Here is a 17,883-nt window from a genome sequence, read left to right on the forward strand (position 1 = left end):
CATCCTGGTGCAGCTGCCCCTGCCCAAGCACCTGAACGAAGACCTCGTGATCAACTCGATTGATCCGGCCAAGGACGTGGACGGGTTCCACATCTCCAACGTCGGCCTGCTCGGCACCGGGCAAAAATCGATGGTGCCTTGCACGCCGCTGGGCTGCCTGATGATGCTGCGCGACCACCATGGGTCGCTCTCCGGCATGGACGCGGTGGTCATTGGCCGCTCGAACATCGTGGGTAAACCGATGGCGCAATTGCTGCTGGGCGACAGCTGCACCGTGACCATCGCGCACTCGCGGACCAAGGATTTGGCCGACGTGGTGCGCCGCGCCGACATCGTGGTCGCCGCCGTGGGCCGCCCCGAGATGGTCCCCGGCGACTGGATCAAAGAAGGCGCGACGGTCATCGACGTGGGCATCAACCGCATCGACGCGCCGGAAAAAGGCGAAGGCAAAACCCGCCTCGTGGGCGATTGCCACTTTGACAGCTGCGCCGAGCGCGCGGGCGCGATCACCCCGGTTCCGGGCGGCGTCGGCCCGATGACCATCGCGTGCCTCCTGGCGAACACCGTGACCGCCTGCTGCCGCGCCAACGGCCTGGCCGAGCCCGAGGGGCTGACGGCGTAAGGCCTGCTTTTCAGATGACAGGGACGGCCTCGCAGCGATGCAGGGCCGTTTTTCTATGCCGGGACGGGAGTAAGTATCCGCCTAAGCCGGAACGGGGATCATCGTCCCGGTCAGCAGGGCGATCTGCTTTTCTACACCATCGTTCACGGCAAAGACCTCTGACATCACCACGATCAGCCGCTTGCCCGGTTTCACCACCTTGCCCCGCGCGATCAGCCGCTCGCCAATCGCAGGCGACAGCAGGTGGATCTTGATCTCTGACGTCACCACCGCCTGATCCGCTGGCAGCAGCGTCATGGCGGCAAAGCCCCCCGCCGTATCCCCCAGCGCAAAGGTCAGGCCCGCGTGGCCAAAGCCGTGATGCTGGCGAAATCCCTCGCCAATGGGGGCGGTCAGGGTGACGGCACCGGTCGCGACATCCGCTACGGAGGCCCCGATCGAGGTCATCATGGTCTGGCTGTCAAAGGCGGCAAGCAGGTGATCATAACTCATGCCGCCATCAGGCCCCGGCGCGGGCCTACGGGCAAGCAAAACCCTACGTCAGACGCGCCACAGGCACCGGCACCGGCTGCGGCCCCGTCAGGATCGCCAGCGCATCCGGCCCCATCATGTCGCACAAGGGCGCGCGTTTGCAGGACAGCCCGCCGGTGTAGGCGCCATAGGCGGGCAGGATCAGCCGCCGCGCATCGACCAGAAAACAAGGCCGCGACAGCGCCCCGCCGCGCAGGGCCAGCCGCGCCTTGGGGTGGTAATGCCCCGAGACCTCGGCGGCGGCGTCACTGGCGATGTGGCGAAACACGAGCGGCCCAAGGCGCACTTCGGCCAGATGTGTCCCACCCAGAGAGACCGGACCGGGGTCGTGGTTGCCTTCGATCCACGTCCAGTCGCGCCCCGCTTGCAGGCGGGTGATCCACAGGCGGTCGTCCTCGGGCAGGGCAGCGTCCAGCCCCACGGCGTCGAAACTGTCGCCCAGACAGATCACGCGTCCAGCCCCGGTGGCCTCGATGTCGGCCTCGAGCCGCAGCAAGGTCTCGCGCGTCTCATAGGGGGGCAGCTGCGCGCCGCCCACCGCCGACAGCCGTGCCGATTTGCCGAAATGCAGGTCCGAGACGACCAGCAGACCTTGGTCCGGCCAAAACAGGCCACCCGAGGGCAGGGCGCTGAGGCGCGCACCGCAAAAATCGAAACCGTGGGTCTTCATGGCCCCGATCTAAGGCCCGCGCGCGCCCCTCGCAAGCTAGACCGTGATCTGCGCCAGCCCGCTGTCGTCCATCAGCTTGGTGATTTCCTCTTGCAACAGGCGCTCTTCGGCAGAGCCGCGCACCGGCACCCGCCCCGGTTCGAGGAAGAGCGGCGCGGCCAAGGGCGTCACCCGGTCCAAGGCGACGTGGTCGATGCGCCCCCCAACCCGCGCGCACATCTCGCGCAGGCGGTCAAAATCGATCAGCCCGCGCATGGCCTCCTCGCGGGTGATCTGCATCAGTAGGTGGTCGGGATCGTATTTCAGCAGCGTATCATAGAGGATGTCCGACGACATGGTCGCCTGCCGCCCGGTCTTGCGCTGCCCGCCCACCTGCCGCTCGATCAACCCGGCGATGGTGGCCGAGGCGCGAAAGGTCCGCTTCATCACCGCGTTGCCCGCCAGCCAGTCGTCCAGCCCCGCCTCGAGCCGGTCCAGATCGAACAGCGGCGCAGGGTCGGTGACCGCATCCAGCCCCCAGATCAGCGTCGCGTAATCGGTGGACACAAAGCCCATGGGCGCGAGGCCAAGTTCTTCCATCCGTTTGGTCAGCAGCAAGCCCAGCGTCTGCTGCGCGTTGCGCCCGGCAAAGCCATAGACGACCATCTGCTGCCGCCCGTCCTGCGGGAAGGTTTCCACCAGCAGCCGCCCCGGCTCTGGCAAGCGGCTGACGGCGCTTTGCAGGCGCAGCCACTCGGCGGTGTGGGCGGGCAGGGCGCCCCAATCGCCGGACTGGAACATGCGCAAAATGCGTTGGGACAGCTGCGTCGAGGTGGCGAACTTGGTCCCGTTGAAGGTGGCGATCTTGGGCTTGCGGCCGGGGTCGCGGGTCACCTCGACCACCAGCTCACGCAGGCCCGCATAGCGCACGATCTGCCCGCCGATCAGAAAGGTGTCGCCGGGCGTCAAGGACGCCGCAAAGCCTTCTTCGATCTCGCCCAAAGGTGCGCCGCCCCGCCCGCGCCATTTCACTTTCAGCGTGTCAGTGTCTTGAATTGTCCCGATATTCTGCCGGATGCGCACGGCGGAGCGCGGGTCGCGCAACTGCCAAAGCCCATCGGGCCGCTGCATCAGCCGCTGCCACTGGTCATAGGCGCGCAGGGCGTAGCCCCCCGTGGCGCAAAACTGCAAACAGGCGTCAAAGCCTGCGCGCGTCAGCCCGGCATAAGGCCCGGCGCTGGTCATCTCGGCATAGAGCGCATCCGCCTCGAACGGCCCGGCGCAGGCGGCAATCAGGATATGCTGGCACAGCACGTCCCGCGGCCCATCCCCGCGGCCATCGCCGTCCAGATCGTGGGCTTTGACGGCCTCCAATGCCGCCACACATTCCACCACCTCAAAGCGGTTCGCCGGCACGAGCAGCGCCTTGGACGGCGCGTTATAGCGATGGTTCGCCCGCCCGATCCGCTGCACGAGGCGCTTGACGTTCTTGGGCGCGCCGATCTGGATCACAAGGTCGACGTCGCCCCAGTCGATCCCCAGATCAAGGCTGCCGGTGCAGACAATCGCCCGCAAATCGCCGCGCACCATGGCCTGCTCGACCTTTTCGCGCTGGCCCCGATCCAAAGACCCATGATGGATGCCAATCGGCAAAGCCTCTTCGTTGGCGAGCCACAGGTTGTGAAAGAAAATCTCCGCCTGCGCGCGGGTGTTGTGGAAAATCAGCGTGGTCTTGTGGCGTTTGACCTGCTCCAGAACGGCGGGGATGGCATAGGCCGCCCCGCCCCCGGACCACGGCGGGGCCTGATCGCAGGCCAGCATAGCAATGTCCGGGTTGGGGCCGGGGTCCGCCTGCACGATCTCACAGGGATCGGGATGCTTGGCCAGAAAGCGGGCAATCGCCGCCGGGTCCTCCACCGTCGCCGACAAGCCAACGCGCCGCAACCCGGGGCAGATCTGCTGCAAGCGCGCCAAGGCCAGCATCAGCTGATCGCCCCGCTTGCTCTCGGCCAGGGCGTGGATTTCATCGACCACCACCCGTTGCAGCCCTGCAAACATCCGCGGCGCATCCTCGTAACTGGTCAGCAATGCGAGGGACTCCGGCGTCGTCAGCAGGATATGCGGCGGGTCCGCCCGCTGCCGCCGCTTGCGGCTCGATGGCGTATCGCCGGTGCGATCCTCCACCCGAATGGGCAAGCCCGCCTCCTCAATCGGAACCAGCAAATTGCGTTTGATATCAGAGGCCAAGGCCTTCAACGGCGAGACATACAGCGTATGAAGCCCGCCATGACCTCCCCTGGCCAACTCGGCCAGTGTCGGCAGGAACCCGGCCAAGGTCTTGCCTCCACCGGTCGGCGCAATCAACACCGTGGCAGGCGCGCCCGCCCGCTCCAGCATAGCCCTCTGGTGCGGATGAACAGCCCACCCGCGCCCCGTAAACCACCGCTGCAAAACCTCGGGCAAAGACGTCATCCCCGATACATAACGCCCCCCAGGCAAAATCCAACTCGGTCTTCTTCTCTTTCAAAATATCCTGGGGGTGAGGCCGTAGGCCGAGGGGGCAACGCCCCCTCTTCTTTCTGAGTGGCTCACCTCCGGTGAGACGGGGCAACGCCCCCTCCCTTTTTTAAGTGGCTCGCCCCCGATCAGACAGGCCAACGCCCCTTCCTTTCCCCGGCCAAATCGGCTCACATAGCCCCAAACAACCGATAGGCCTCAAACGTGACCGACCAAGCCGCAACCTTCGCCGACCTGCTGCGCGCCCGCTATTCGTGCCGCGCCTACCTCGACACACCCGTCCCCCGCGCGGACATCGACGCCGCGCTAAGCGAGGCCCAGCACGTCCCCAGCTGGTGCAACTCGCAGCCCTGGCAGGTCATCGCGCTCTCGCAGCCCGAAACCCAGCGCTTTGCAAACGCGCTCTACGACCACGTGGCCGAGGCCAAGCACCAATCCGACATTCCGTTTCCCGCCGCCTACGAGGGCATCTACAAGACACGGCGCAGCACCTGCGGCTGGCAGCTGTATGACGCCGTCGGTATCCAGCGCGGCGACCGCGCCGCCTCTGGCGCACAAATGCGCGAGAACTTCCGCCTCTTTGGTGCGCCGCATTTCCTGCTGATCACCACACCTCAAGCGCTGGGGGCGTATGGCGCGCTCGACTGCGGAGCCTACGTGACCGCTGTGTGCCTCGCTCTTCAAGCGCGCGGCATCGGCTCGGTGCCCATGGCCTCGACTGCGGGCTTTGCGCCCTTTGTCCACGACTGGTTCGACATCCCCGAGGATCGCGCCGTTCTGTGCGGCATCGCGCTGGGGTACCCCGACCCGGACGCGCCGGTGAACAGCTTCCGCACAGACCGCGCCGAGCCGCCCGAGGTCGTCACCTGGCGCTAATCCCTAGACAGGGGCAGGCGCGGCTGGCAGGCTGAAACGATGCTCCGCGCCGCGCTCATCACCCTGCTGACGCTCTCGCCCGCCCACGCCAGCGACAGCTGCACCGAAGACGCCATGATCGTCTTTGACGGCTCGGGCAGCATGGCCGAAACCGGCTATAACAACATCGGCGGCCCGCGCATCACCGACGCCCGCGCAGCGCTGCACAAGGTCGTTCCCAGCATCGCAGACGCCCGCCGCCTTGGGCTGATCCTCTATGGTCCGGGGCCGGAAGAGTCCTGCGAAAACATAGACCTCCGCTTTCCCCCACAATGGAGCGCCGCCCCGCGCATCCTGTCAGATGTGGACACCCTGGAGCCCTCGGGCGAGACCCCCTTGACCGAAGCCATCCGCGCCGCCGCCGAAGCGCTGGACTATAAAACCCGCCCCGGTGCCATCGTTCTGGTCACCGACGGCAAGGAAACCTGCGGCGGGGCGCCCTGCCAACTGGCCGCCGAACTGGCCGCAGACGGCTTTGACCTGACCGTGCATGTGATCGGGTTCAAAGTGCGCGGATCGCATTTCTCGTGGGATGGGACCAACTCGGGCTACAATTCGGAAACCGCAGTCGCGCGCTGTCTGGCCGACCGCACCGGCGGGCAATATGTCAGCGCCGAGAGCGTCTCTGACCTCATTGCCGCCCTGCGCGTCACGCTGGGTTGCCCGGTCTTTGGGGCGCTCGGCCCGATGTCACAGGCGACGCAGCCGCCGCCCGTGACAATGATATCAAAGCCTTAATTCGGCACTTCGGCGGTGATGCCTTCGACGTAGAAATTCATGCCCGCAAGGCTGCCGTCATCGGCCACTTCGCCCTCGGCCAGCCAGACAGAGCCGTCCTGCTTGTTGATCGGACCGGTGAAGGGGTGGTACTCGCCCGCCGCCATCGCATCCTTCAGAGCCAGCGCTTCGGCTTTGACATCCGCCGGAACCGCGTCGGTGATCTCGCCGATGCCGACCATGCCGGTGCTGATGCCATCCCAGGTGTCGGTCGACGTCCAGGTGCCATCCAGAACGGCCTGCACGCGGTCGATGTAGTAGGGCGTCCAGTTGTCGATGATCGAGGACACGCGCGGCAGCGGTGCATACTCGGCCATGTCAGACGCCTGACCAAAGGTGATCACGTTGCCCGCCTCTTGGGCCGCCGCCTGAGGCGCGGTCGAGTCGGTGTGTTGCAGGATCACATCTGCGCCGTTTTCGATCAGCGCGCGGGCCGCGTCGGCCTCTTTCGCCGGGTCGAACCACGTGTACAGCCAGATGATCGAGAATTCGACGTCCGGGTTCACCTTCTTGGCGTGCAGGTAGGCAGAGTTGATGCCACGGATGACCTCGGGGATCGGCACCGATGCGATGTAGCCGATCTTGTTGGTCTTGGTCATCTTGCCAGCAATGTGACCCTGCACGGCGCGGCCTTCGTAGAAACGCGCGCTGTAGGTCGACACGTTGTCGGCGCGCTTATAGCCGGTGGCGTGCTCGAACTTCACGTTCGGGAATTTCTCCGCCACGGCCAGCGTCGGGTCCATGTAGCCAAACGAGGTGGTAAAGATGATGTCCGCCCCGCCCAGAGCCATCTGGGTGATCGCGCGCTCTGCATCGGCGGATTCCGGCACGTTTTCTTGGTAAACGGTTTTCACCTTACCTTCGAAATGCGCTTCCATCTTTTGGCGGGCCTGATCGTGCTCATAGGTCCAGCCGCCATCGCCCGGAGGGCCGATGTAGATAAAGCCAGCGGTGATCTCTTCTTGGGCGAAGGCCGCGGTGCCAAGGCTCAGCGCAATCGCGGCAGAGGCGAGAAGGGTTCTTCTTTTCATAGGTCGTATCCCCTGTTGGTGGTTAATTTAGCCCTTAGTGAGAGGCGTGGAACGAACGGCCCAGAGAGGCAGGCGCAGCATGCGCCCCCCGGGCCGAGATGATCACAAGCACGATGATCGTGATCAAATACGGAGAGGCCGACAAGAGCGCGACCGGCACGTCCGCCCCCGCAGCCTGAAGGTTGAGTTGCAGGACGGTGACGCCGCCGAACAGATACGCGCCGACCAGCACGCGGCCCGCGCGCCAGCTGGCGAACACGACAATGGCAAGCGCGATCCAGCCCGCGCCCGCCGTCATGCCTTCGGTCCATTGCGGCACGCGCACGAGGGACAGGTACGCCCCGCCCAGCCCCGCGCAGGCCCCGCCGAACAGGATCGCGGCCATGCGGATGCGCGTGACCTTGTACCCCAGCGCGTGGGCGCTGTCGTGGCTTTCGCCCACCGCCCGCAGGATCAGGCCTGCGCGGGTGTATTTCAGGAACGCCCAGACAGCGGCGACAAGGATCAGCGAGACATAGACCATAATGTCATGCGAAAACAGCATCTTGCCAAAGACCGGCAGATCCGACAGCAGCGGGATTTCCGCCTTGGGCAGGGTGGGGGTCTTGAGCCCCTCATAGGGTTTGCCGATCAGGCTCGACAGGCCAAGGCCCACCAAGGTCAGGCCCAGCCCCGTGGCGACCTGGTTCGACAGCAGGAACTGCGTCAGCACACCAAAGGCCAGCGACAAAGCCGCCCCCGCCAGCGCCGCCGCCACAAAGCCCCAGCCCGGACTGCCGGTGTTCACAGCGATGGCAAAGCCGACCACCGCGCCGGTGATCATCATGCCTTCGACGCCAAGGTTCAGCACGCCGGATTTCTCGACGACCATCTCACCGATGGCGGCCAGCAGGATCGGCGTGGCCGACACCATCAGCGAGGCAATCAGCAGGACGGGATTGATCGAAGACAGGTCCATCACGCGACTCCCTTGGTGCCGAAACGCAGGCGGAAGTTTGTAAACACATCCGTCGCAAGCAAGAAGAACAGCAGCATCCCCTGGAACAGTTGGATCGCCGCGCCGGGAAGCTGCATGGTGGTCTGCGCCGCTTCGCCGCCGATATAGGTCAGCGCCATGAGCAGCCCCGCCAACAGGATGCCGATGGGATGCAACCGGCCCAGAAAGGCCACGATGATCGCGGTAAAGCCGTAGCCCGCGTTGAACGCGCCGCTGATCTGGCCCGCGGGGCCGGTGACTTCGAACAGCCCGGCGACACCCGCCAGCAGCCCCGCAAGGCCAAGACAAAAGAAGACGATCCGCGCCGGGTTCACCCCGGCAAAGCGCGCGGCCCGAGGCGCCTCGCCGGTGAGCCGGATGTTGAACCCGGTGATGTGGCGCGACATCAGCACATAGGCGCCGATCACGGCGATAAAGGCGGCCACGACGCCCCAGTGCATCCCGGTGCCTGCGATCAGCTCTGCGTTATGGGCCGCATCCCACTGTTTAAAGTTGCGGCTGCCCGGAAAGCCCATCCCGTCGGGATTGCGCAACAGGCCGGTCGACACCGAGATCAGGATGTTCTGCGCCACATAGACCAACATGAGTGAGACGAGAATCTCGTTGGTGCCAAAGCGGGTCTTGAGCACGGCGGGGATCATCGCCCAAAGCCAGCCGCCCAACGCCCCCGCGATCACCATCACCGGAAAGATCAAAACGCTCTCGGACGGATACAGCGCCAAGCCCGCGCCAGCACCGCAAATGGCACCCATGATGTACTGGCCCTCGGCCCCGATGTTCCAGACACCGGCCTTGAAACCGATGCTCAGACCAATGGCGATCAGGATCAACGGCCCGGCTTTGACCAAAAGCTGCCCGCGATAGTAAAAGGCGAACTCGCCAAAGATCGGATCCCAAAAGATGGTGCGAATGGTCTCGAACGGGTCGGCACCCAAAAAGGCAAAGAGCAGCCCGCCGACGATCATGGTCAGCAATACGGCCAAGAGAGGCGAGCCAGCGGTCCAAGCTTGCGACGGTTGCGGACGCTTTTCCAGACGGATCATCGCGATGCCCCTCGTGCTTGCGTGGGCCAAATTCCTTTCAAGGAATTTGCAAAAGTTTTCAAAAACTTTTGGCCGCCCGGACGTGCGGTTTTCATCCTCTCAAGCCGCCCCATGAGCCACCTCCATATCGCTTGCGCCGCCCATCATCAGGCCGATCTGCTCGATGTCCAGGCCCGCCACATCGCGGATCTGCGACAAACGACCTTCGTTCAGCGCGCCGAAGCGGTCTGACACTTCCATCAGCTCGTCGAGGTCCTGAGAGATCACCACCACCGCGCTGCCCTTGGCCGCCAGATCAAGGATCGACTGCCGGATAAAGGCAGCCGCCGCCGCATCCACGCCCCAGGTCGGCTGGTTCACGATCAACACGTCGGGAGCTTGGACAATCTCACGCCCCACCACGAATTTCTGCAAGTTGCCGCCGGACAGCGCCCGCGCGGCGGTGCCGGGGCCGGGGGTGCGCACGTCGAACCGCTCGATCACCTCTTCGGCAAAGCTGCGCGCCTTGCCCCAGCCGATAAATCCGTTTGACAGCAAGCCCATACGCCGCGCCGCCGTCAGCACGCCGTTCTCGATCAGGCTCATATCCGGCGCGGCGGCATGGCCGAGCCGTTCCTCGGGGCCGGACAGCAGGCCCGCTTCGCGCCGCTCGGTCGGCCCCTTGCGGCTGACGTCTTCTCCCTTCAGCGTGATCGACCCGCCGTCCGACAAACGCTCGCCCGAGATCGCGGCCAGCAGCTCATCCTGGCCGTTGCCCGCCACGCCGCCAAGGCCCAAGACCTCGCCCGCCCGCACGTCAAAGCTGATCCCGCGCAGGGGTGTGCCGAAACTGCCGGGCGCGGGCAAGGTCAGCCCTTTGACGGACAGCAAAATCTCGCCCAAGGCCTTGGCCCGTGCCTCTGGGGCGGCAAAGCTGTTGCCCACCATCATCTCGGCCATCTCGCGGGCGGTGCGTTGCGACGGGGTGCAGGTGCCCACGTTCTTCCCCAGCCGCAGCACCGTGGCGTGGTCACAAAGCGCGCGGATTTCCTCAAGCTTATGAGAGATATAGAGGATCGAAGTCCCCTCGGACCGCAGCTTGTTCAGGGTCTGGAACAGGATGTCCACCTCTTGCGGCGTCAGCACAGAGGTCGGCTCGTCCATGATCAAAAGGCGCGGGTCTTGCAGCAGGCAGCGGATGATTTCCACGCGCTGACGTTCCCCCGCCGATAGCGTGCCGACCGTGCGCGACGGGTCCAGCGGCAGGCCATACGTCTCTGACACTTCGCGGATTTGCCGCGCCAGATCGCGCATCGGCGGCGGGTTTTCCATCCCCAGCGCCACGTTTTCGGCCACGTCCAACGCGTCGAACAGCGAGAAATGCTGGAACACCATCGCAACGCCCGACTGGCGCGCCTCGGACGGTTTGCCGGGGGCAAAGGGCGCGCCGTTCATGCGCATTTCGCCCTTGTCCGGCGTCACCAGCCCGTAGATCATCTTGACCAGCGTCGATTTTCCCGCGCCGTTTTCCCCCAGCAGGGCGTGAATCTCGCCGGGTTTGATGTCGAAGGACACGTCGTCATTCGCCACCACGCCGGGGTAGGCCTTGGTCAGACCGCTGATGCTAAGGAGGGGAGTGTCCACCGCTGTCCGTTCCTTTTTTCAAGCGTGAGTAGCTGCGCCGCGACGCCGATGGCAATGGCCTGCGGGGCTTTGCCGAGGTCTTTTTGACCAATTGGACAGCATATGCCGTCGATTTCAGCAGGCGAATGCCCCAAGGCGCGAAGCCGCTTCCAGAACCTCGCCTTTTTGGTGTCAGAGCCGATCAGCCCGGCGAATCCAAACCCGTGGGTTAATGCTGCGTGGCACAGGGCCAAATCCAGCTCGTGGCTGTAGGTCAGGATCAGATGCGCGGCGTGTTTGGGTGCGTGGCGCATGGCAAGACAAGGCTCGGCGGCGGGCAGGGCCGTGACGCCTTGCGGGACCACGTCGGGAAAGCGATCGGGCGCGGTGTCGACCCATGTGATCGCCCAGTCGGGCAGGGGGCTGAGGACATCGACCAAGGCCCGCCCCACATGCCCCGCGCCCCAAATCCACAGGGAGTTTTGCGGCCTCAGGACGGCCTCAATCATCCAGCCTTGGATCAGCTGCGCCGTCGGCTCCGCCCCACGCGCACGGGCGCGATCAAGGCTGCGTTTCACGGCCAAGGGCATGTCCCCCGGACCGCGTGCAATCACACTTTCGTCAAGTGTTTCAACCGCTTGGGCATCGTAGACCTCGGTCAACAACGTCACCGCCCCGCCGCAGCATTGCCCCAGCTCTGGCCCCAGCGCGTGGCGCGTCAGCCCCTTGCGGGTGAAGGCCTGCTGCGCCGCTTGCAGCTCCAGAGCGCCGCCGCCGATGGTGCCCGATTGCCCGCCGTCCCAGACCAGCATCGCCGCGCCGACCTCTCGCGGCGAAGACCCCGCGACCTCGGCGATCACCACGCGGGCGACGCGGCCATGCGCCTGCACCGCGGCGCGCAATCCGGCCAGATCAAAGCTCATCGCGCACCTTGCGAATGGCGGCCAGCAGCCTTTCGGGCGTCGCCGGGGCGTCCAGCGCGGGGTAGGCCACACCGCAAGCAGCGACCGCGTCGGACAGGGCCATCAGCACCGAAATCCCGTGCATAAAGGGCGGCTCGCCCACCGCTTTGGACCGGTAGATGGTGTTTTCCTCGTTGCGACGATTGTGCAAGGCGACGTTGAAAACCTCGGGCCGGTCGGAACAGGCGGGGATTTTATAGGTCGAGGGCGCGTGGGTGCGCAGCGCGCCCTTGTCGTCCCAGACCAGCTCCTCGGTCGTCAGCCAGCCCGCGCCTTGGACGAACCCGCCTTCGATCTGGCCCACGTCCAGCGCCGGGTTCAGCGACAGCCCGCAGTCGTGCAGGATGTCCGTGCGCAAAATGCGGTTCTCGCCGGTGAGCGTGTCGACCACGACCTCGGAACAGGCCGCGCCATAGGCGAAGTAGAAAAACGGGCGGCCCTGTCCTTTGATCCGGTCCCAGCTGACTTTGGGCGTCTTGTAAAACCCGGTGGCGGACAGGCTAATGCGCCCCTCGTAGCAAAGTTTCGCAGCCTCGGCAAAGCTCAGCTCCTTGCCGCCGACCTGCACCGCGCCGTCCTCGAAGATCACGTTGTCGGGCACGTCCTGACCGAGGGCGGCCAGATGCACGGCCATGCGGCGGCGGATTTGCACGCAAGCGGCCTGCACCGCCATGCCGTTCAGGTCCGACCCCGAAGAGGCAGCGGTGGCCGAGGTGTTGGGCACCTTGCCGGTGTCGGTGGCGGTGATCCGCACCATGTCCATCGGCACGCCAAAGATGCTGGCGGCGACCTGCGCGACCTTCTGGAACAGCCCTTGGCCCATCTCGGTGCCACCGTGGTTGAGCTGAATTGAGCCGTCCTGATAGACATGCACCAAGGCGCCTGCTTGGTTAAGATGTGTCAGGGTAAAGGAAATTCCGAACTTGACCGGGGTCAGCGCAATGCCACGCTTTAGGATCGGGTTCTCGGCGTTCCACGCGTGCACGGCGGCGCGGCGGGCGCTGTAATCACAGCTTTTCGCCAGCTTTTCGGTCATCTCGTGCAGGATGAAATCCTCGACCGTCTGGCCATAGGGCGTGGTCTGGCCCGGCGCTTGGGCCACGCTGCCGGACGGGCCTTTGGCCCCGCGCGAGGCCAGATCGCCGGTGCCCTGCGGCGCGTTAAGGTCTTGATCCGGCTTGGCTTTGGCGGCGGCGGGGCGGTCAATGTCGGTATAGTAGTTGGCGACGCGTACCTCGAGCGGATCGCGCCCCAAGGTATGCGCCACGTGGTCCATCACCCGCTCGATCCCCAGCATCCCCTGCGGGCCGCCAAACCCGCGATAGGCGGTGGCGCTTTGGGTGTTGGTGCGCAGACGGTGGCTTTCGATGCGCACATCCGTCAGGTGATAGGCGTTGTCCGCGTGCAGCATGGCGCGGTCGGCCACGGGCAAAGACAGATCCTGCGCCCAGCCACAGCGGGCATATTGCGTGAAATCAACGCCTTGCAAGCGGCCTTCGTCGTCAAAACCGACGCGATAGGCGATCCGGAAATCATGCCGCTTGCCGGTGATCATCATGTCGTCGTCGCGATCATAGCGCATCTTGGCGGGCCGCCCCGTCGCCGCCGCAACCACCGCGCAGGCGATGGCGAGCGCGTTGCCCTGGCTTTCCTTGCCGCCAAAACCGCCGCCCATCCGCCGGGTTTCCACCCGCACCGCGTGCATCGGCAGGCCAAGCGCCTCGGCAACCTTGTGCTGGATCTCGGTCGGGTGCTGGGTCGAGCTGTGCACGACCATGTCGCCGTTTTCCTGCGGGATCGCCAGCGCGGCTTGCCCTTCGAGGTAGAAATGCTCCTGCCCGCCCATTTCCAGCACGCCCTCAAGACTGTGCGGGGCGCTGTCTATCGCTTTCGCCGCATTGCCTTTTTGCCAGATACGCGGGCCGTCTTCGAAATGCGAATTCGCCGCCAAAGCGTCGTCGATGGTCAAGATCGCATCGCGCGGGGTGACGTCCATCGTGCCGAGACGCGCTGCTTTGCGAGCGGCGAGGTGACTGCGCGCGGCCACAAGGAACACCGGCTGGCCAAGGTATTCGATCCGCTTGCCGGACAGCAGCGGCTCATCATGGTTCGAGGGCGAGCAATCGCAATCGGACGGCAAATCCTTGCGCCGCCACACGCCGACAACATCGGGGGCCGCGCGGACCTTGGACACGTCAAGGTTGTTCAGGCGTCCAGCGGCGTGCTGCGACAGGCCAAAGGCCAGATGCAGGCAATTGGCGGGCGTCGGGATGTCATCCACGTAGCGCGCAGCGCCCGTCACATGCAGGCGCGCGGCGTCGTGGGGCAGGGGTTTGCGGACACTCATGCGCGCACCTCCAGCACGTTTGTGTCCCCGCCGAAATCCTCGATCAGGTAGCGGGCCAGCATGTTGCGCGCGGTCTCCAGCCGGTAGTCGGCGCTGGCCCGCATATCGCTAAGCGGTTGAAAATCAACGCTCCATGCGTCCCATGCCGCCTCCAGCGCGTCGTCGTCCCACAGCTGGCCCACCAGCGCCGCCTCGACCGCGCTGGCGCGTTTGGGGATGCCCGCCATGCCACCAAAGGCGATGCGGGCCTGCGCGACGATGCCGTCCTCAACCGTGATGTTGAACGCGCCGCAGACCGCCGAGATGTCCTGATCGAACCGCTTGGACAGCTTGTAGACCTTCAGGCGTTGCACCGGCAACGGGAGGGTGATCGCCTCGACGAATTCGCCGGGATGGCGGTCTTGCTTGCCGTACTCAAGGAAAAACGCCTCGATCGGCAGCTCGCGCCGCGTCTCGCGATAGCGCAGGTGCAGCGTGGCGCCCATGGCGATCAGCACCGGCGGGTTGTCCCCAATGGGAGAGCCGTTGGCAATGTTGCCGCCAATCGTCGCCGCCGAGCGCACCTGAGTAGACGCGTAGCGCCGCAGCATTTCGCGGTAGGACGGGGGTAGAAGGTCGGTCTGGCGCAGTGCCTCGATGGTGACGCCCGCGCCGATCCGCAGCCCTTCGGCAGTCTCTTCGATCTGCTGCAAGTCCTTGCACTGGTTTAGGAAAATCACTTCGTCCAAATCGCGAAGCTGTTTCGTCACCCACAGCCCGACGTCCGTTGCCCCGGCGATCAGGGTCGCCTTGGGGTGGCGGGCATAGAGCTCTGCCAATTCGTCCGAGGTGGTCGGGGCGTGGTGGGTTTGCGCGGGCTTGCCTTCAAGCACGGACAGATCCTCCTTGATCCACGCGGGCACCGGGGCGTCCTGCGCGGCCTCGGCGGCGCGGATGATCGGGGCGTAGCCGGTGCAGCGGCACAGGTTCCCGGCCAGCGCGTCGTTGTGATCACGCGCGCCGCGCGTGTGCGCCACCGCCATCGACATGACGAATCCCGGCGTGCAAAAGCCGCATTGGCTGCCGTGATGATTGATCATCGCCTCTTGGACCGGGTGCAATTCCCCGCTGGGCGAGTTCAGCCCTTCGACCGTGCGCACCGCCTTGCCATGTAGCTGCGGCAGGAAAAGAATGCACGCATTCAATGCCTTAGCCCCTGCGTCATCGCTCACCATCACGGTGCAAGCGCCGCAGTCGCCTTCGTTGCAGCCCTCTTTGGTGCCGGTTAACCCGCGCGTGTCGCGCAACCAATCGAGCAGCGTCGCGGTCGGGGCCACGTCGCGTAACTCCACGCTCTCTCCGTTCAGAAGAAAGGTGATATCCATGTGAAAACCCGCCGCCTTACCGTCTGTCGGGAAACCCCGAAACGCGTGCCCTCGATGCGGCGTAGAAGGCGCGCCCCTGTCTTTGATGCTTGGGGTCAGGCTAGGCGGGGGGGCTTTGCGAAGGCAAGGGAAAAATGATTAACGCAGCGGCGCTGGCGCGATTTCTGCCGAGATTTTGGGCAATCGCGCGTGTTGCTAAAATGCAACTCATTTTCTGGGGCGGGGTTTAATTGTCAGACATTTAAATGTCAGACAATTGATCGCGTAGGCGCGCCACCTCTTCTTTGACGGGTCCGCCGGGGCAGGCGGCGCGTTCGGACCAAGCGGAAAACCGTTCGAGCAGCGGCAGGAAGGTGCTGATTTCCTCGGGCGTCCAGTCGCGCAGGTACGACCCTAGCACGAGGAACTTATAGGTGCGCACTGCCTCGACGATGCGGGTGCCGCTTTCGGTGGCTTCCAGCACGGCGCGGCGGGCGTCCTGTTGGCTGACGGCGCGGCGCAGGTGGCCCTTTTTGATCAACTCAGAGGTGATCCGGCTGGCGCGCGAGGGATCGATGTTCAGACGGGTGGCCACGGTGGACACCATCGTTTCGCCCGCGTCATCGCCAAATTCGTTCACCGGCGCCCAGACCGCCATAAGCACGTCCAACTGCGCAAGGTCGATGTCCAGCCCCAGCTCGTCCAAGGCGCGGTGCCCCAGCTCGCGCTTGACCACCTTGCGCCGCCAGATCTGCAAGACGGCGTCGATGTCGAGCGCGGCTTGCGCGGTCGCCTCTTCGATCCCGGCCTGCGCCAGCTTGGCCTTTAACGGAATGTCTCGGTCACCCAAAAGCTGCTCTCCTCAATTACATGCCGTTGACATGTAAATGTCTTGGTCACATATATAGGGCAAGATACAGACACCTGCAATCCGTCCCCCGTCCGGCAAATCCCCCGCGACGGCGTGCGCTGTAGGTTTGCCTGCCGCGAAGGAAGTTAACACATGTCACTGGCCGAAACCTCTGCCGTTTACAAGGCGCCGCCAGACCCCGCGCTGATACGCCTGACCTTGGGTGCCGTTGCTGCAACGCTTTTGTTTGCCTCACTGGGGCAAACGATCGTCTCGACCGCGCTGCCGATCATGGTGGCGGACCTTGGCGGGATGGATCACATCACCTGGGTCATCACCGCGTACCTTTTGGCCTCGACCATTGGCGCGCCGGTGGCGGGCAAGCTGGGCGACATGTACGGGCGCAAGGCGGTTTTGCAGGTGGGCATCGGCATTTTCATGGTGGGCGCGGTGGTCTGCGGGCTGGCCTCAACCATGAACGCGGTGATCCTTGGCCGCGCGATCCAAGGCGCGGGGGCCGGGGCGTTGATCGTCACATCCATGGCGACCGTGGGCGACCTGCTGCCAGCGCGCGAACGGGGCGCGGCGCAGGGATTGATGGGCGCGGCCTTTGGCGTGTCGACGGTGATCGGGCCTCTGCTGGGCGGGTTCATCGTGCAGAACATCGGCTGGCACTGGATCTTCTTTGTGAACCTGCCGGTGGGGGCGATTGCCTTTGTCGTGCTGGGGATGGCCCTGCCCAAGCGTCTGAACCGCGAAAAGCAGCGCATCGACTATCTGGGCGCGGCCCTGCTGGCGAGCCTTTTGGCGACGATTGTCTTGATCCCCAACGCCGACCAACTGGGCGAAGGCGCGCTGTCCGGGCTGTTGGTGATCGGCCTGATGGCGCTGCTTGGCTTTATCCAGGCAGAGCGCCGCGCGGCCGAGCCGATCCTGCCTATGTCCTTGTTCCGCAACAACACTTTCCTCGTGGTGAACTTTGTCGGCTTTATGGTGGGCATGGCGATGTTCGGCACGATCACCTTCCTGCCGCTGTTCTTGCAGATCGTCAAAGGCGTCTCGCCCACCTCGTCGGGCCTGTTCCTTGTGCCGATGATGGGCGGGCTGCTGACGGCGTCCATGGGCGCGGGGCGGCTGATGTCCAAGACCGGGCGCTACAAGCTGTTGCCGACCCTGTCGACGGGGCTTCTGGCGGGGGCGATGCTGTCGCTCGCCGGGATTTCCGAGGCAACGCCGCTATGGCAAATCGCGCTGTCCATGGTCTTTGTGGGGCTTGGGCTGGGGCCGGTGTTCTCGGTCGGGGTGGCCGCGATTCAGAACGCCATTCCGGGGCATATGATGGGCGTCGGCACCGCCAGCGCCAACATGTTCCGGCTGATCGGCGGGTCCATCGGCACGGCGGCCTTTGGCGCGGTGTTCAGCGCCGGGCTGGCGCGCAACCTATCGGCGCATCTGCCGGGGGCGTCTGGCGGTCTGTCCTCGATCGGGGCCGAGACGGTGCAGGCCTTGCCCGCCGCGACGCAAAAGATCGTCCTCGCGGGGTTCAGCGACGCGCTGCACCCGGTGTTCTGGATCGCGGCGAGCGCGGCCCTGATTGCCTGCGTGGTGTCCTTGCTGCTGCGCGAGTTGCCGCTGGCGACGCGCTAAGACGGGGCTGACGCAAACTCTGGTCTGGTCGCTGCGCAGGCGACCAGATA

The 17,883-nt window shown here is 65.1% G+C and carries 15 protein-coding genes; 4 read left to right on the forward strand and 11 right to left on the reverse strand.

Going from position 1 to position 17,883, the window contains the following annotated elements; all coding sequences use genetic code 11:
• The coding region (locus tag B9A11_RS14435; protein WP_143595890.1) for a bifunctional methylenetetrahydrofolate dehydrogenase/methenyltetrahydrofolate cyclohydrolase at positions 1-622 on the forward strand (622 nt) is incomplete at its 5' end.
• A gap of 81 nt (positions 623-703) precedes the next feature.
• On the opposite strand, the gene B9A11_RS14440 is transcribed toward B9A11_RS14435, so the two are convergent.
• The 3 genes from B9A11_RS14440 to B9A11_RS14450 are packed head-to-tail and all read right to left on the reverse strand — an operon-like array spanning position 704 to position 4,274.
• Positions 704-1,114, reverse strand: coding sequence for a PaaI family thioesterase (locus B9A11_RS14440; protein ID WP_058247350.1), 411 nt, complete (start codon positions 1,112-1,114; stop codon positions 704-706).
• A 43-nt stretch (positions 1,115-1,157) separates the two neighbouring features.
• Positions 1,158-1,823 (reverse strand): ligase-associated DNA damage response endonuclease PdeM, encoded by a 666-nt coding sequence (gene pdeM / locus B9A11_RS14445; RefSeq protein ID WP_058247349.1) that lies wholly within the window; start codon positions 1,821-1,823, stop codon positions 1,158-1,160.
• Between the two features lie 36 nt (positions 1,824-1,859).
• Positions 1,860-4,274, reverse strand: a complete 2,415-nt coding sequence (locus B9A11_RS14450) for a ligase-associated DNA damage response DEXH box helicase (RefSeq protein ID WP_058247348.1) — start codon at positions 4,272-4,274, stop codon at positions 1,860-1,862.
• A gap of 249 nt (positions 4,275-4,523) precedes the next feature.
• Between B9A11_RS14450 and B9A11_RS14455 the strand changes: the two genes are divergently transcribed.
• Both B9A11_RS14455 and B9A11_RS14460 read left to right on the forward strand, forming a co-directional pair.
• The gene (locus B9A11_RS14455; protein WP_058247347.1) at positions 4,524-5,195 is read left to right on the forward strand and encodes a nitroreductase; all 672 of its coding nucleotides are present in this window, start codon (positions 4,524-4,526) and stop codon (positions 5,193-5,195) included.
• Between the two features lie 39 nt (positions 5,196-5,234).
• Positions 5,235-5,972, forward strand: a complete 738-nt coding sequence (locus B9A11_RS14460) for a vWA domain-containing protein (protein ID WP_058247346.1) — start codon at positions 5,235-5,237, stop codon at positions 5,970-5,972.
• Here B9A11_RS14460 and B9A11_RS14465 read toward each other — a convergent pair.
• From B9A11_RS14465 to B9A11_RS14500, 8 genes are all read right to left on the reverse strand, one after another.
• A complete protein-coding gene (locus B9A11_RS14465; RefSeq protein ID WP_058247345.1) occupies positions 5,969-7,042 on the reverse strand; it encodes a BMP family ABC transporter substrate-binding protein in 1,074 nt (357 codons plus the stop codon). The two genes, B9A11_RS14460 and B9A11_RS14465, sit on opposite strands and share 4 nt — an antisense overlap.
• Before the next feature lie 34 nt (positions 7,043-7,076).
• On the reverse strand, positions 7,077-8,000 hold the full coding sequence (locus B9A11_RS14470) for an ABC transporter permease (RefSeq protein ID WP_186009193.1): 924 nt from the start codon (positions 7,998-8,000) through the stop codon (positions 7,077-7,079).
• Positions 8,000-9,082 carry an ABC transporter permease gene (locus tag B9A11_RS14475; RefSeq protein ID WP_058247344.1) on the reverse strand — a complete coding sequence of 361 codons (1,083 nt, stop codon included), beginning with the start codon at positions 9,080-9,082 and terminating at the stop codon, positions 8,000-8,002. The genes B9A11_RS14470 and B9A11_RS14475 overlap by 1 nt, the downstream gene beginning before the upstream one ends.
• Positions 9,083-9,181: 99 nt before the next feature.
• Positions 9,182-10,705, reverse strand: coding sequence for an ABC transporter ATP-binding protein (locus B9A11_RS14480; protein WP_058247343.1), 1,524 nt, complete (start codon positions 10,703-10,705; stop codon positions 9,182-9,184).
• Complete coding sequence (gene xdhC / locus B9A11_RS14485) at positions 10,672-11,607, reverse strand: xanthine dehydrogenase accessory protein XdhC (protein WP_058247842.1); 936 nt, start codon at positions 11,605-11,607, stop codon at positions 10,672-10,674. Before xdhC ends, B9A11_RS14480 begins: the two co-directional genes overlap by 34 nt.
• A complete protein-coding gene (gene xdhB, locus B9A11_RS14490; protein ID WP_058247342.1) occupies positions 11,597-13,993 on the reverse strand; it encodes a xanthine dehydrogenase molybdopterin binding subunit in 2,397 nt (798 codons plus the stop codon). The genes xdhC and xdhB overlap by 11 nt, the downstream gene beginning before the upstream one ends.
• On the reverse strand, positions 13,990-15,357 hold the full coding sequence (gene xdhA, locus B9A11_RS14495; RefSeq protein ID WP_058247341.1) for a xanthine dehydrogenase small subunit: 1,368 nt from the start codon (positions 15,355-15,357) through the stop codon (positions 13,990-13,992). Before xdhA ends, xdhB begins: the two co-directional genes overlap by 4 nt.
• A gap of 241 nt (positions 15,358-15,598) precedes the next feature.
• Complete coding sequence (locus B9A11_RS14500; RefSeq protein WP_058247340.1) at positions 15,599-16,186, reverse strand: MarR family winged helix-turn-helix transcriptional regulator; 588 nt, start codon at positions 16,184-16,186, stop codon at positions 15,599-15,601.
• A gap of 153 nt (positions 16,187-16,339) precedes the next feature.
• On the opposite strand from B9A11_RS14500, the gene B9A11_RS14505 reads away from it, so the two are divergent.
• Positions 16,340-17,833 (forward strand): MDR family MFS transporter, encoded by a 1,494-nt coding sequence (locus B9A11_RS14505; protein ID WP_058247339.1) that lies wholly within the window; start codon positions 16,340-16,342, stop codon positions 17,831-17,833.
• The last annotated feature ends 50 nt before the right edge of the window (positions 17,834-17,883 follow it).

Source organism: Tropicibacter naphthalenivorans (genome assembly GCF_900176475.1).
GTDB lineage: Bacteria > Pseudomonadota > Alphaproteobacteria > Rhodobacterales > Rhodobacteraceae > Tropicibacter > Tropicibacter naphthalenivorans.

Excerpts from the sequence above, each read along its gene's own strand:
- B9A11_RS14465 (WP_058247345.1), bottom strand. The coding sequence starts at position 7,042 with ATGAAAAGAAGAACCCTTCTCGCCTCTGCCGCGATTGCGCTGAGCCTT.
- xdhA (WP_058247341.1), bottom strand. The coding sequence starts at position 15,357 with ATGGATATCACCTTTCTTCTGAACGGAGAGAGCGTGGAGTTACGCGAC.
- xdhB (WP_058247342.1), bottom strand. The coding sequence starts at position 13,993 with ATGAGTGTCCGCAAACCCCTGCCCCACGACGCCGCGCGCCTGCATGTG.
- B9A11_RS14505 (WP_058247339.1), top strand. The coding sequence starts at position 16,340 with ATGTCACTGGCCGAAACCTCTGCCGTTTACAAGGCGCCGCCAGACCCC.
- B9A11_RS14440 (WP_058247350.1), bottom strand. The coding sequence starts at position 1,114 with ATGAGTTATGATCACCTGCTTGCCGCCTTTGACAGCCAGACCATGATG.
- B9A11_RS14475 (WP_058247344.1), bottom strand. The coding sequence starts at position 9,082 with ATGATCCGTCTGGAAAAGCGTCCGCAACCGTCGCAAGCTTGGACCGCT.
- B9A11_RS14470 (WP_186009193.1), bottom strand. The coding sequence starts at position 8,000 with ATGGACCTGTCTTCGATCAATCCCGTCCTGCTGATTGCCTCGCTGATG.
- xdhC (WP_058247842.1), bottom strand. The coding sequence starts at position 11,607 with ATGAGCTTTGATCTGGCCGGATTGCGCGCCGCGGTGCAGGCGCATGGC.
- B9A11_RS14460 (WP_058247346.1), top strand. The coding sequence starts at position 5,235 with ATGCTCCGCGCCGCGCTCATCACCCTGCTGACGCTCTCGCCCGCCCAC.
- B9A11_RS14450 (WP_058247348.1), bottom strand. The coding sequence starts at position 4,274 with ATGACGTCTTTGCCCGAGGTTTTGCAGCGGTGGTTTACGGGGCGCGGG.
- pdeM (WP_058247349.1), bottom strand. The coding sequence starts at position 1,823 with ATGAAGACCCACGGTTTCGATTTTTGCGGTGCGCGCCTCAGCGCCCTG.